Origin of the sequence: Streptomyces ficellus, from assembly GCF_030406405.1 — a bacterium.
Lineage (GTDB): Bacteria > Actinomycetota > Actinomycetes > Streptomycetales > Streptomycetaceae > Streptomyces > Streptomyces ficellus_B.
In genome coordinates this window covers 61678-75240 of the sequence record NZ_JAUEPL010000033.1, presented here as the reverse complement: position 1 = coordinate 75240, position 13563 = coordinate 61678, and the positions used below count along the sequence as shown (strand labels likewise).

Annotated in this window: 9 protein-coding genes; 4 read left to right on the top strand and 5 right to left on the bottom strand. The window is 73.0% G+C overall.

What is annotated here, in order from left to right:
• Positions 1-510: 510 nt before the first annotated feature.
• Complete coding sequence (locus tag QWM81_RS20970; protein WP_290113717.1) at positions 511-1050, bottom strand: MarR family winged helix-turn-helix transcriptional regulator; 540 nt, start codon at positions 1048-1050, stop codon at positions 511-513.
• Between the two features lie 131 nt (positions 1051-1181).
• On the opposite strand from QWM81_RS20970, the gene QWM81_RS20965 reads away from it, so the two are divergent.
• Positions 1182-2447: an MFS transporter gene (locus tag QWM81_RS20965; protein ID WP_290113720.1), complete on the top strand. Its 1266-nt coding sequence runs from the start codon at positions 1182-1184 to the stop codon at positions 2445-2447.
• On the opposite strand, the gene QWM81_RS20960 is transcribed toward QWM81_RS20965, so the two are convergent.
• The 3 genes from QWM81_RS20960 to QWM81_RS20950 all read right to left on the bottom strand — a co-directional run bounded on the left by QWM81_RS20960 (position 2444) and on the right by QWM81_RS20950 (position 6259).
• Positions 2444-4096, bottom strand: coding sequence for an ATP-binding SpoIIE family protein phosphatase (locus QWM81_RS20960; protein ID WP_290113716.1), 1653 nt, complete (start codon positions 4094-4096; stop codon positions 2444-2446). The two genes, QWM81_RS20965 and QWM81_RS20960, sit on opposite strands and share 4 nt — an antisense overlap.
• A 155-nt stretch (positions 4097-4251) precedes the next feature.
• The gene (locus QWM81_RS20955; protein WP_435372409.1) at positions 4252-5652 is read right to left on the bottom strand and encodes an NAD(P)/FAD-dependent oxidoreductase; all 1401 of its coding nucleotides are present in this window, start codon (positions 5650-5652) and stop codon (positions 4252-4254) included.
• A gap of 361 nt (positions 5653-6013) precedes the next feature.
• Positions 6014-6259, bottom strand: coding sequence for a hypothetical protein (locus tag QWM81_RS20950; protein WP_290113714.1), 246 nt, complete (start codon positions 6257-6259; stop codon positions 6014-6016).
• On the opposite strand from QWM81_RS20950, the gene QWM81_RS20945 reads away from it, so the two are divergent.
• Together QWM81_RS20945 and QWM81_RS20940 are read left to right on the top strand one after the other, a co-directional pair.
• Positions 6198-6968 (top strand): TetR/AcrR family transcriptional regulator, encoded by a 771-nt coding sequence (locus QWM81_RS20945; protein ID WP_435372408.1) that lies wholly within the window; start codon positions 6198-6200, stop codon positions 6966-6968. The two genes, QWM81_RS20950 and QWM81_RS20945, sit on opposite strands and share 62 nt — an antisense overlap.
• Positions 6969-7111: 143 nt before the next feature.
• The gene (locus QWM81_RS20940) at positions 7112-9085 is read left to right on the top strand and encodes a sigma-70 family RNA polymerase sigma factor (protein ID WP_290113711.1); all 1974 of its coding nucleotides are present in this window, start codon (positions 7112-7114) and stop codon (positions 9083-9085) included.
• 176 nt (positions 9086-9261) lie between these two features.
• Here QWM81_RS20940 and QWM81_RS20935 read toward each other — a convergent pair whose 3' ends face one another.
• Entirely contained in the window at positions 9262-11352 is a 2091-nt protein-coding gene (locus tag QWM81_RS20935; RefSeq protein WP_290113710.1) for an asparagine synthase-related protein, read from the bottom strand.
• A 756-nt stretch (positions 11353-12108) separates the two neighbouring features.
• Here QWM81_RS20935 and QWM81_RS20930 point away from each other — a divergent pair.
• Positions 12109-13545 carry an NsdA family TPR-like regulatory protein gene (locus QWM81_RS20930; RefSeq protein ID WP_290113709.1) on the top strand — a complete coding sequence of 479 codons (1437 nt, stop codon included), beginning with the start codon at positions 12109-12111 and terminating at the stop codon, positions 13543-13545.
• Positions 13546-13563: the final 18 nt, after the last annotated feature.

Genomic DNA, 13563 nt, shown 5'->3' with positions numbered 1-13563 from the left:
CGGGGTATCAACATATCTGGCGTTGATTTTTGGCACGCTGTTGAGTTCTCAAGGAACGGACGCTTCCTTTGTACTCACCCTCTCGGGCTTTCCTCCGGGCGCTTCCCTTCGGTATTTCGTGTTTCCAGCTTAGCAGATCCGTTTTCCGTTTCTGCCACCCGCTGGAGCGGGCTGCCGGGCCGTTCTTCGCTTTCGCGCTTTCCCTTTCCGGCGGTTCCGACTCTATCAGATCCTTTCGGGTGCCTGATTCCCAGTCAGAGGGGTTGTCCTCCCAGCCACTCGGGCCGTTCCGACGTTCCAAACTCTAGCGGATTTCCCGGGCGGCTCATAATCGAGCCTTCGAAATGAATTTCGGCATGCCGATATTCGTCCCGGTCAGGAGATCGTGCTGAGTTGGGGTGCCGCATTCGCGGCGGGATCGGCTGTCGCAGAACCGTTACGGCTCCGCGGCAACCCGAAGAACTTTACGGATCCAGTGGGGCCGTGTCAACCCGCCCCAGCCGGCCGGACCTAGTCGAGGTCCGTGAGCCGGCCGCCCGCGTCGGGCTGGGCGTGTTCCACGCGGCGCAGGAGGCGGGTCAGCATGTCGCCCAGTACCCCTCGCTCCTCCGTCGAGAGGTCCTGTAGCAGGTCTTCCTCGAAGGCGGTCGCCATGCGCATCGCCTCCAGCCACTTCTGGCGCCCCTCGTCCGTGAGCTCCACGATGACCCGGACCCGGTTGTTCTCGTCCCGGTCGCGGGTGACCAGGCCCTGGCCGGCCATGCGGTCGATGCGGTGGGTCATGGCCGCGGGCGTGAGGCCGAGGCGCTTGGCGAGCTCGCCGGGGCCCAGGCGGTAGGGCGCCCCGGAGAGGACGAGGTGCTTCAGGACCTCCCACTCCGCGTTGTTGATGCCGAGCTCGGCGACCTGACGGCCGTACGCCACGTTCATACGGCGGTTCAGCCGGCCCAGGGCGGAGACCACCTTCTCGACCTGGGGGTCGAGGTCGCGGAACTCCCGCTGATAGGCGGCGATCTGCTCGTCGAGGCTCGGTTCCTGACTGTCGGACATGCGCAGGAGTATCCCACGTTGCCGGTTGGCGTTGAAGTCCTTCGATGTGTACAGTTAAGCATCTAACTTTAGTGTTGAAGTCTTCAGGATTCAGTCCTCCGGGTTCGAAGTAGGTGAGTGTGACCAAGGCGATGGGCGCTGCGATGCGCCGGATCCAGGCGGGGAACGTGCTGAGCGCGTTCGGGCTCGGGTTCACCGTTCCGTATCTCTATGTGTATGTGGCTCAGGTGCGGGACCTGGGCGCCAGTACGGCGGGTGTCGTGCTGGCCGTCTTCGCCATGGCCGCCCTTGCCGTCCTGCCCTTCACGGGGCGGGCCATCGACCGGCGAGGTCCGCTGCCCGTGCTCGTCGGGGCCGCGCTGCTGGCCGCCGTGGGGGCCGTGGGCATGGGGCTGGCCGGCAGCGTGCCGGCCGTCGTCCTGGCGGCGGCGCTGCTCGGTGCCGGTACGGCCGTGATGCAGCCGGCGCTCGCGACGATGATCGTCTGGTGCTCGTCCACCTCCACGCGGACCCGCGCGTTCGCCATGCAGTTCTTCCTGCAGAACCTCGGCCTGGGGATCGGCGGCCTGATCGGCGGCCAGCTCGTCGACGAGAGCCGGCCGGGCAGCTTCCTGCTGCTGTTCTCCATCGAGGCGGCGATGTTCCTGGTGCTGGCGGGGATCGCCGGGACCGTGACGATGCCGCGTACGCCGTCGATCACGGACCCTCGGCCCGCGGCCGAGGGCGGGATGCGGGCGCTGCTCGGGCACCGGGCGATGGTGCAGCTGTGCGTGCTGGGGTTCGTACTGTTCTTCGCCTGTTACGGGCAGTTCGAGTCGGGGCTCGCGGCGTACGGCACCGAGGCCGCCGGGATCGAGCCGTCCACGCTCGGTATCGCCCTCGCCGCGAACACGGCGGTCATCGTGGCGGCCCAGTTCCTGGTGCTGCGTTTCGTGGAGCGGCGCCGACGGACGCGGGTCATTGCGGGGGTGGGGCTGATCTGGGCCGTGGCGTGGCTCTTCGCGGGCTACGCGGGGCTCGGGCACGGCAGCCAGGCGATGGCGACGGCCGCGTTCATCACCACGTACGGCCTGTTCGGGCTGGGTGAGGCGATGCTGTCGCCGACCGTGGCGCCGATGGTCGCGGACCTGGCGCCGGAGTCGATGGTCGGGCAGTACAACTCGGCCTTCGCGCTGGTCAAGCAGCTCGCGCTGGCGGTCGGGCCGGCCGTGGGCGGGCCCATGGGGGCCGCGCTGCACGGGCCGTACATCGTGACCTTCGTCCTCTTCTCGCTGGGCATCACCGTGCTGGCGCTGCGGCTGGGCAGGAAGCTGACGCCGGCGCAGGACCACCCGTACCTCGTGGCGAGGTCGCGGGTCGTCGCTCAGCACAAGCCGGATCAGCGGGTGGCCGTTTAGCCCGGTAGGGCGAACTCGCACCAGACCGCCTTGCCGCCTCCCGGTGTGCGGCGGCTGCCCCAGGACGAGGCGATCGTGGCGATGATCGAGATGCCACGGCCCGCCTCGTCCTCCGTTTCGGCGCGGCGGCGGCGCGGCAGGTGGTCGTCGCCGTCCGTCACCTCGATGATCAGGCGCCGGTCGGTGCGGCGGAGTCTGAGGCGCATGGGCGGGGTGCCGTGCTGGAGGGAGTTGGCGACGAGCTCGCTGGTGGCGAGGACTCCCAGGTCCCGCAGCTCGACCGGGAAGCGCCAGCTGGACAGGACGCCGGACGCGAAGGCACGCGCGCGTGGCGCCGCTTCCACGCCGCCGAGCAGGTCGAGCGCGGCGTTGTGGAACAGCTCGGCGTCCGGGCCCGTACGGGAGGGGTGCTGGCAGACCAGCACGGCGACGTCGTCGTCGTGTTCGGCGGTCACGCCCAGGGAGCGCAGCAGCCGGTCGCAGACGACCTGCGGGCTGCCGGTGGCGCCGGCCAGGGCGCGCTCGAGCGCGGCGACGCCCTCGTCGATGTCCTCGCGGCGCCGCTCGACCAGGCCGTCCGTATAGAGGACGGCGGTGGAACCGGGCGGGAGGGGGATGGAGCCGGAGGTGTGCAGCCAGCCGCCGGTGCCGAGCGGGGGGCCGGTCGGCTCCTCGGCGCGGCGGATACCGCCGTCCTCGTCCCGGACGAGGATCGGCAGGTGGCCGGCGGAGGCGTAGACGAGGCGGCCCTCGTTGGGGTCGTGGACGGCGTAGACGCAGGTGGCGATCTGGCTGGCGTCGATCTCGGCGGCGAGGCCGTCGAGGAGCTGGAGCACTTCGTGGGGCGGCAGGTCGAGCCGGGCGTACGCCCGTACCGCGGTGCGCAGTTGGCCCATGACGGCCGCGGCGCGCACCCCCCGGCCCATGACGTCGCCGATGACGAGGGCGGTGCGGCCGGCGCCGAGGGTGATCACGTCGTACCAGTCGCCGCCGACCGCCGCGTCCGTACCGCCCGGCTGGTACGTGGCGGCCACGCGCAGGTCGTCGGGCTGCTCCAACTCCTGGGGGAGGAGGGATCTTTGGAGGGTCACCGCGGTTTCGCGGTGACGGCGCTCGCTGGCCCGCAGCCGCTCGGCCGCCTCCGCGTGGTCGGTGACGTCGGCGGCGTGGACGAGCACTCCGGCGCCGGTGTGCCCGCGCGTGTCGACGGGCAGGCACGTGACCGTGTACGAGCCGCCGGCGTGCGTACGGCGGGACTTGACCGTGCGAGGCTTCCCGCTGCGCAGCACCTGGTCCATGAGCGGCAGCAGCCCCAGCTCGGCCAGCTCGGGGCACGCGGTGGCGGCCGCCGCGCCGGCCGGGCGGGGGCCGAAGGCGGTGGCGTACGCGTCGTTGACGTACGCGATGCGGTGCTCCTGGCCGTAGGAGAGGGCGACGAGACCGGGGAGGCGGCCGAGGATCTCCCGTACGGAGAAGTCCTCCAGGGCGGGGACGTCGTCGGGCAAGGGCTCCAGCTGCTGGTCGGACTCACCTCGCGCCGCGGGTACGGAGTCCCCTCGCTGCGCCGGCGAGCCCCCGGGGTCGGTGCCGCGCGCGGCGGCGCGGCGCTGCGTACCGGGGAGCCGGGCGCTCCAACGCGTGAAGTTCACGGATCTGTATGCCTCATGGTGTCGTTGCCGTGCGGTGCCGTGCTGAGTCACTCTGTGCAGGTGTGAGCCCACCTATGGTCACACGTCCAGTGTGACCGACCGCACTGACAAGTGGCGTCTGTCGAAACTCTTCGGCCGGTCTGGCGGCGGTCTCGTCAGTCGGACTTCGGACCGCCGTCCGCGGTTCCGCCCTCCGCCACCTCGTCCTTGGGCTGAGGCGGCGGTGGCCCGGCGGCGAGTTCGAACTCGGCGCGCGGATGCTCCAGGGACCCGAGCGAGACGATCTCCCGCTTGAACAGCCCGGACAGGGTCCATTCGGCGAGGACGCGCGCCTTGCGGTTGAAGGTGGGTACGCGGCTGAGGTGGTACGCCCGGTGCATGAACCAGGCCGGGTAGCCCTTGAGTTTACGGCCGTAGACGTGGGCCACGCCCTTGTGGAGGCCGAGTGAGGCGACGGAACCGGCGTATTTGTGGGCGTACTCCTTCAGCGGCCCGCCTCTCAGCGAGGCGACGATGTTCTCGGCGAGGACCTTGGTCTGGCGTACCGCGTGCTGGGCGTTGGGCGCGCACTCCCGGCCCGGTTGCGCGGCGGTGAGGTCCGGGACGGCGGCCGCGTCCCCGGCGGACCAGGCGTGTTCGACGCCCTCCACGGTGAGGAAGGCCGTGCACTTGAGGCGGCCGCGGTCGTTGAGCGGCAGGTCGGTGGCGGCGAGGACGGGTGCCGGTTTCACGCCGGCGGTCCACACGACGGTCCGCGTCGGGAAACGGGTGCCGTCACTGAGGACGGCGACGCGGTCCTCGCAGGACTCCAGCCGCGTTTCCAGGCGTACCTCGATGTTGCGGGCGCGCAGCTCGCGGACCGCGTACCCGCCCATCTCCTCGCCGACCTCCGGAAGGATGCGGTCGGACGCCTCGACGAGCACCCATTTCAGGTCTTGCGGCTTGATGTTGTGGTAGTACCGCGCGGTGTAGCGGGCCATGTCCTCCAGCTCGCCGAGGGCCTCCACGCCGGCGAAGCCCCCGCCGACGAAGACGAAGGTGAGGGCGGCGTCGCGGATGGCGGGGTCGCGGGTGGAGGAGGCGATGTCCATCTGTTCGATGACGTGGTTGCGCAGCCCGATGGCCTCCTCGACGGTCTTGAAGCCGATGCCGTAGTCGGCGAGGCCCGGGATCGGGAGGGTGCGCGAGATGGAGCCGGGCGCGATGACCAGCTCGTCGTAGGACACCTGGAGCGGACCGGTGCCCTCCTGCTCCGTGGCCAGGGTGGCGACGGTCGCGGTGCGCTTGGCGTGGTCGATGGCCTTGGCCTCGCCGATGACGATCCTGCACATGTCGAGCACGCGGCGCAGCGGGACCACGACATGGCGGGGCGAGATGTTGCCGGCCGCCGCCTCGGGGAGGAACGGCTGATACGTCATATACGGGTCGGGGGTCACCACGGTGATCTCCGCCCTGCCGCTTCTCAGCTCGGCCTTCAGGTGCCGCTGGAGGTGCAGGGCGGTGTACATCCCGACGTAGCCACCGCCGACAACGAGAATGCGCACAGGTTCCGTCACCCTCCCATGACGCAACGCGCTTCGGGGTTTGTCCACAGGCCCGACAAATTGTGTGACTGGAGGCCGTGCGGGACATGGGGTGGCGTGTGAGGCGGCTGCGGGGAAAGGTGCGCAGGTCAGGGCGTGGGAGGGGGGTGGTGCGAGGCGGCAGAATCGGGGGTGTTCCGGTCCTTGCTCCGATCGGGGGGCGCACTGGTCGGAACTGCCCCTTCTGAATTGACCCGGACTCAACTATGTTCGTATGTCGTCGGGGTGCCGACCGTCACGCATGACCTGAGCGTGACGGGTTCGAGGCCCCGGTTGTCAGGGTGGGGGAGTCTCCGGGGGGAGACATCATTACCGGGGGAACGTATATGCATATTCAGGATTCGCATGGGTCGACTGCTGTCGCGTCGTCCTCTTCGATCTCTTCGATCTCTTCGTCGTCTTCACTCTCTTCGTCGTCTTCGATCTCTTCGTCGTCTTCGATCTCTTCGTCCGCATCGTCGCATTCGATCTCTTCGTCGCATTCGGCCCCACCGCCGCGCTCGGCGTCCGCGTCCGCCGTGGCTTCGTCGGCCTCGTCGCCTTCGGGGCACCTCGGTGTCGGGGGTACGAACGGTCGCATGGGAGCCGGTGGGCTCGGCGGGCGTACGGCGCCGCTGCGGGTGGACGCGCAGCGGAACCTCGAGCATGTGCTGCGGGCGGCGCGTGAGGTGTTCGGCGAGCTGGGGTACGGGGCGCCGATGGAGGATGTGGCCCGCCGGGCGCGGGTCGGTGTCGGCACGGTCTACCGGCGCTTCCCGAGCAAGGACGTGCTGGTGCGCCGAATAGCCGAGGAGGAGACCGCCCGGCTGACCGAGCAGGCGCGGGCGGCGCTGGGGCAGGAGGAGGAGCCGTGGTCGGCGCTCTCCCGGTTCCTGCGGACCTCCGTGGCGTCGGGCGCCGGGCGTCTGCTGCCGCCGCACGTACTGCGGGTGGGCGTGGACGAGCCGGCCGGCGCCCAGGGGGGTGCGGTGGCGGGGCCGCCCGACGAGACGCGGGTGCCGCAGCAGCGCGGGGTTCCGGCCCCGCCCGGGCTGCGCGTGGTCGCGCCGCGTGCGGTACCGGCGGCCGAGCTGGACGACGCGGGCGTGGCGGAGCTGCTGGACGTCGTCGGGCAGCTGGTCGACCGGGCCCGGGAGGCGGGAGAACTGCGCGGCGATGTGACGGTGGCGGATGTGCTGCTGGTCATCGCCACGGCGGCGCCCGCGCTGCCGGACCCGGCCCAGCAGAGCGAGGCCTCGGCACGGCTCCTGGAGATCCTCCTGGACGGGCTGCGCTCACGCCCGGCGTGACGGCGGGCGGGGCGTCCCTGAGGCCTCGGGCCGGGAAGTTTCCCCGGACGGGTGGTTGACCCGCGGACGGGCCCGGGCGGGAGGGCCTGTGTGGCACTCTTGCCCGGTGTCCGGGTCTGAGCAGGGGGACGGGGGCGTCCGCGATGAGCGGTGACAGTCGCGACGAGCCGCTCGGCGGCGGTGCCATGGAGCACGGCGCGCGGGGTTACCCCATGGTGCCCGGCCAGGGCGGGCCCGGCGGTTCGCCCACGACTGGGCCCGGCGGTTCGCCCATGACACCGGGTGGTGACGCCGACGCGGCGGTGCCCGGGCAGCGGGTGGGCGGCGGGGCCGGTTCCGTACTGCCGCCCCCGATCGAGCTGCCGCCGTCGGACGCCGAACTGGTCCGGCGCATGCGGGACGGTGACGACACCGCGTACGCGGAGCTGTTCCGTCGGCACGCGGACGCCGTGCGGCGCTACGCCCGCACCTGTTGCCGGGACGCGCACACCGCCGACGACCTGTCGGCGGAGGTGTTCGCGCGCACGCTCCAGGCGGTACGGGGTGGCGCGGGGCCCCGTCAGGCCGTGCGCGCGTATCTGCTGACGACGGTGCGCCATGTGGCGGCCGCCTGGTCGAAGACATCCAGGCGGGAGCATCTGGTCGAGGACTTCGCGGTGTTCGCCGCGCAGGCGGTCCGCACCTTCGAGGTGTCCGACGACGACACCCTCGAACTGGGCGCGGAGGTGCGCGCCATGCACGAGGCCGAGCGGTCGCTCGCCATGCGGGCCTTCCGTTCGCTGCCCGAGCGGTGGCAGGCGGTGCTGTGGCACACCACGGTCGAGGAGGAGTCGCCGAGCGAGGTGGCGCCACTGTTCGGGCTGACCGCCAACGCCACGGCGGTGCTGGCCAGCCGGGCCCGTGAGGGGCTGAAGCAGGCGTATTTGCAGGCGCATGTGAGCCAGTCGCTCACCGCCGGTGGTGACTGCGCGCGGTACGCCGACCGGCTGGGGGCGTACGCGCGGGGTGGACTGCGGATGCGGGCCGAGCGGGGCCTGCGCCGGCACTTGGAGGAGTGCGCCAGGTGCCGGCGGGCGGTGAGCGAGCTGGAACAGGTCAACGCGGGCATCCCCGCGCTGCTGCCGGTCGCCGTCATCGGCTGGTTCGCCGCCGGGTTCTCCGTCAAGGCCGCCGGTCTCGTGGCCGGCGGCGCGGCGTCGGGCAGCGCGGCTTCCGGCGGTACGGCGTCGGGCGGTACGGCTTCGGGCGGCGCGGGGGGTGGGGTCGCCGCTGAGGGGCTCGGCGCACCGGCGAAGGCCGGGCTCGCGGTCACGGCGGCCGTCACCGCGGTCGCCGGGGTGGTGGTGTGGGCCCTCTCGGGCGCCCCCACGCCCGAGCCCGCGCCGCAGGCCAAGCCGCCCGCCGCCGAAACGCTCGTACCGCAGGAGCCCGCCCCGGCGCCCACACGGTCCACCCCTCCGCCGTCTGCGGCCGCCCAGGACCAGGCCCCGGCACCGCGACCGGCCCAGACGCCCGCACCGGCCTCCCCGGCGCCGAGCGGCACGGAAGCCGGACCCACGCCCCCGGCCGGGTCCGAACCGGAGCCCACCCCCACACCGACACCCACCCCCAGCCCCACGCGTCCCGGCGCCACGCCCACGACGGCCCCGCCGCCGCCCCCACCCGCCGACTACCGGGTCAGCGAGCTCGGCTACGACGTCGCCGGCGATCACACCGCGCCCGAAGTGCGGTTCGGCGAGTCGAGCTGGATGTGGCAGCGCGAGGGCATGTCGATCGGCGGCAAGCGGTACGGGCACGGTGTGACCGTGCACGCCAGGTCGTCCCTCACCATCGACCTGAACCGCCAGTGCTCCGCCTACGACGCGTTCGTCGGTGTCGACGACATGGCGATGGGTCTGGGCGCGGTGCGCTTCTCCGTGTACGGGACGTCGGCGTCGGGCAGCGAGGCCCGGCTGTGGCAGTCCCCCGTGCTGCGCGGCGGCGACGCGGCGGTGCCGGTCCGTGTCGGGATCGACGGCCGCAGGGCGATCCGGCTGGTCGTCGAACCGGACGGGGGAACGGCTTTCGGCGACGTCGGCCCCGCGGACTGGGCGGAGTCACGGATCAGCTGCCGGTAGGCCGGGAGACCGGGCGGCCGGGCGGGGACGACCGAGAGCCCGGGAGGCCGCAAGGCCGCAAGGCCATAAAACCGGGCGGCCGGGCGGCCGTAACACCGGGCGCCGCAAAGGCCGGGATGCCGTAAGACCGGGACGCCGTAAGACCGGGCGGCCCGGCAAGTACGACCGGAGGGCGGCTACGACTGGAGCGTGGGGCGTGGGGGCACCCCGGCCGCCACCGCGCGCTGCCGGGGTGCCGCCGTGCCGGTCCAGCAGGTGCCCCGGCGGGCCAGCAAGCGGCGCAGCCACAGCTCCGTGGAGACCAGGTCGGCAAGGCCGTCCAGGGGGACGGGTTCGCCCTCGGTGGCGGCGCGCAGGGCCTTGCGTACGACCCGGGCCTCGATCAGGCCCGCGTCGGCCAGGAGCGGCGCGTCGAACAGGGCCATCAGCTGCGGCAGGGCGAGGCGGAGCCCCGCGCGGTTGGCGGCCGCGGAGGTCGCCTGTGACGTGGCGCCCCAGCCGGGCGGCAGGTCGTGGATGCCCGCGCCCGCGAGGACGGTGCGCAGGATCGCGGCCCGCGCGCCGGGCTGGACGCGCAGTGATTCGGGCAGGTCGCGGCAGGCCCGTACGACCTGGTTGTCGAGGAACGGCGAGTGCAGGCGCTGGCTGCGGATCTCGGCGGCCTGCTCCAGGATGCGGTGGTCCGCCGCGTGCCGGGCCAGGGCCGCACGCGCGCGTGCCTCGCCCGGGCGCTGGACCGAGGTGGGGCGGGTGGCCGCCTGCTGGAGACGAACCGATACTTCTGCGAGGGCCTCGCCGGTGAGCCAGCGCGCGGCGGGCCCCGGCCGCGCCCAGGCGAGGGCTGCCAGCGACGCGCCGAGCGGGCCGCCCGGGGCGCCGGGACTCCGGTTGGCCTCCAGCAGCCGGTCGGCGGCCGATTCCAGACCGGCGCGGTAGGGCGTACGGGCGAGTCTGCGCGCCGCCCGGTAGACGGTGAGCGGGACGAGCAGGGAACCGGCGGTGGGCCCGGCGGCCTTGGCGAGGGCGGTGACGGGCCGCAGCAGGTGGCGGCGTCTGCGGTCCATCAGCAGGTCGGCGAGGCGCGCGGGGTGCGCGTCGAGCACCTGCCGTGCGCCGTGCCCGGTGAAGTGGTCGGCGCTGCCCGCCGCGAGCCGCCGCCGGTGGCGTTCGGCGGTCACCAGGGAGGGGCCGGGCTCGTCGGTGAGCGGGCCTTCCAACTGCGCGTACGGGAGGGCTTCTTCGGACGCGGCGACGACGACGTGGTGCAGGCGCGGGTTCTCGGCGATGGCACGGGCCCGTTCCAGTTCGGCGTCCCGGCCGCCCGTGGCCAGGTCGTTGAAGGTGACGGCGAGCAGCCGTTCGCCCGCGCCGGTGCCGTGGCCCAGGATCGTGCCCGGTACGCCGGGCAGGCCGGCCGCGAGGAGGGCGAGCGTGCCGGAGGCGCTGCCGCCCGAGAGGTCGGCGCCGATGCCGGGGGCGGGCGCCCCGCGCGCGGCGCGCCGTTCCGCGGGGCCCATGCCGGGGACGGGGCCGGGGTCGGGCGGCAGGGTCTCGGGGGCGTGCCGGGGGGCGGTGAGCCGGGCCCGTACCGCTTCGACGAGCGCCGCCCGTACGCCGTCCACCGCGCGCTCGGGGTCGACCTGGGGCGCGGCGACGGCGAGCGAGGCGACCGGTTCGTACCCCGTGATCTCCCGCGAGCCCTCGCGCAGGACGAGCGCGTGGCCGGGCGGGACGCGTTTGACGCCGACGTACGGAGTGGAGTCGCGCAGCGCCTCGGGGGTTTCGGGGCAGGCGAGCAGCGCGGCGAGGTGGCCGATGTCGAGCTGGGCCTCGATGAGGTCGGCGAGGGGCAGGGCGGCGGTGGCGTACGCGGTGCCGTTGGCCCACGGGGTGTGGAAGACGGGTCTCGCGCCGGCCAGGTCGCCGGCGACGATGACGCGGCGCCCGACCTGGACGACGGCGGTGTAACTGCCCGGCCAGGCGGTGAGGTGGCGCATCGCACCGCCGCGTGCCGCGAACAGCCCGACCCTCAGTTGCTCGTCGCTCGCGGCGCAGCAGCCCAGCACGGCGAGGCGGGTGAAGGAGTCGACGGTGACGACGCGGATCTCGTCCGGGCGCCAGTCGCCGACCGCCCACAGCGGATCGGGGTCGCCCCACAGGAGTTGGGCGCCTACCGGATGCAGGGTCAGGTTCTCGTCACCGGAACCGACGGCCCCGGCCGTACCGAAGCTCGCGGCGATACTGCTCCACCCCACCAGCCACCGCATCGCCGCCTCCACAGGCTGTGGACAACCCACCACACTTGATGGAGACATGCTGCCACGACAACGGCGCACAGGAGGGGGTACGAGCCGCGCTCCGCGAAACCTCGCGAAAGGGGAACGCGCCCCTGGCATTGGCCATGTGGCGACGGTACGGAGAGGGTTCGAGCGGTCGAACCGTGGGCATCATTCAGCCAATCTCCACGCCCACACGTACCGTACTTTTATCTACACACTTACCCATAAGCGTCGGTCCGGGAGGCACTGTCCGCCTCCCGGACCGCTCCGCCGCCCGCGGGGAATTGAGGCGGCGGTGTCCCCCAGCCCACCGCTTCCAGTACGGCGGGCCGACCCACGCGACACCCATGGAAGCGCTCCCCCGGTGGCCGGGCCAGAGCGCACGGACAGGCGCACGGCCACACACCCGGAGCACGGCGGGATCTCCACGCGGCCCCGACCGGCGCCCCGGCGAACACCCGCGCGACCCGGCCCCGATGCCACCCGCGCGCGCCCCGGGCCGACCCGCGCGGCCCGGCCCCGGCCCCTTCGGCGCCGTCCGAGAGGCACGGACCCGGCGCTCTCGGCGCCGCCGCTGGGCGCCCGCGCGCCGCTCACGCCGGCGCCCGGACCGTACGCACAACAATCTCGCCATACGGAACACCGCCCCTTAACGGTGGGGATGCGGCGAACTACGCTGGGTTTACGAATGCCGCGCGCCTATGCCTGGCGTCGTGGCGGCCGTCTGTGGTCGAGGGGTGGCGCATGTCCAGGGAGCAACGCGGGCCGAACGAGAAGCTCGGCACCGTTCTCGCCCTCGCGGGAATCAGTAACGCCGGCCTTGCCCGGCGGGTCAACGACCTCGGAGCGCAGCGCGGTCTGACCCTTCGGTACGACAAGACGTCGGTGGCCAGGTGGGTTTCGAAGGGCATGGTGCCGCAGGGCGCCGCACCGCACCTGATCGCCGCCGCGATCGGGCAGAAGCTGGGCCGCCCGGTCCCCCTGCACGAGATCGGCCTCGCCGACGCCGATCCGGCGCCCGAGGTGGGGCTGGCCTTCCCGCGCGATGTGGGGCAGGCGGTGAAGTCGGCGACGGAGCTGTACCGGCTGGATCTGGCCGGGCGGCGCGCCGGGGGCGGTGGCATCTGGCAGTCGCTGGCCGGTTCGTTCGCGGTCAGCGCGTACGCGACGCCCGCGTCCCGCTGGCTGATAACCCCCGCCGACTCATCGGTGGAACGGTCGGTTCCGACCGTGCCGGACGGCGCGTCGGACGAGGGCGGCCCGGTGCGGGTCGGTCACAGCGACGTGGCCAAGCTGCGGGAGGCGGCCGAGGACGCGCGGCGCTGGGACTCCAAGTACGGGGGCGGGGACTGGCGTTCGTCCATGGTGCCCGAGTGCCTGCGGGTGGACGCGGCGCCGCTGCTGCTCGGTTCGTACTCGGACGAGGTCGGCCGGGCGCTGTTCGGGGCGACCGCCGAGCTGACCCGGCTGGCGGGCTGGATGGCGTTCGACACCGGCCAGCAGGAGGCGGCCCAGCGCTACTATATCCAGGCGCTGCGCCTCGCGCGGGCGGCCGCCGACGTGCCACTCGGCGGGTACGTCCTGGCCTCGATGTCGCTCCAGGCCACCTACCGGGGCTTCGCCGACGAGGGCGTGGACCTGGCCCAGGCGGCGCTGGAGCGCAACCGGGGCCTGGCCACCGCGCGGACCATGTCGTTCTTCCGGCTCGTGGAGGCCCGGGCGCACGCCAAGGCCGGTGACGCGGCGGCGGCCGGCGCGGCGCTGAGGGCGGCGGAAGGGTGGCTGGAGCGGTCCCGGGACGGCGACGCGGACCCGACGTGGCTGGGCTTCTACTCCTACGACCGGTTCTGCGCGGACGCCGCCGAGTGCTACCGGGACCTCAAGGCGCCGCGTCAGGTGCGCCGCTTCACCGAGCAGGCGCTGTCCCGTCCCACGGAGGAGTTCGTCCGCTCGCACGGTCTGCGCCTGGTCGTGAGCGCCGTGGCCGAACTGGAGTCGGGCAACCTGGACGCGGCCTGCGCGGCCGGCACGCGCGCGGTGGAGGTGGCCGGGCGCATCTCGTCGGCGCGTACCACCGAGTACGTACGGGACCTGCTGCACCGGCTGGAGCCGTACGGGGACGAACCACGGGTCGCGGAGCTGCGGGAGCGGGCGCGTCCGCTGCTGATGACTCCGGCGTGACCCGCGCCCCACCTGGTT

Coding starts and splice junctions, on each gene's coding strand:
- QWM81_RS20940 (WP_290113711.1), top strand. CDS start 7,112: ATGAGCGGTGACAGTCGCGACGAGCCGCTCGGCGGCGGTGCCATGGAG.
- QWM81_RS20950 (WP_290113714.1), bottom strand. CDS start 6,259: ATGCGACCGTTCGTACCCCCGACACCGAGGTGCCCCGAAGGCGACGAG.
- QWM81_RS20965 (WP_290113720.1), top strand. CDS start 1,182: ATGGGCGCTGCGATGCGCCGGATCCAGGCGGGGAACGTGCTGAGCGCG.
- QWM81_RS20970 (WP_290113717.1), bottom strand. CDS start 1,050: ATGTCCGACAGTCAGGAACCGAGCCTCGACGAGCAGATCGCCGCCTAT.
- QWM81_RS20930 (WP_290113709.1), top strand. CDS start 12,109: ATGTCCAGGGAGCAACGCGGGCCGAACGAGAAGCTCGGCACCGTTCTC.
- QWM81_RS20935 (WP_290113710.1), bottom strand. CDS start 11,352: ATGCGGTGGCTGGTGGGGTGGAGCAGTATCGCCGCGAGCTTCGGTACG.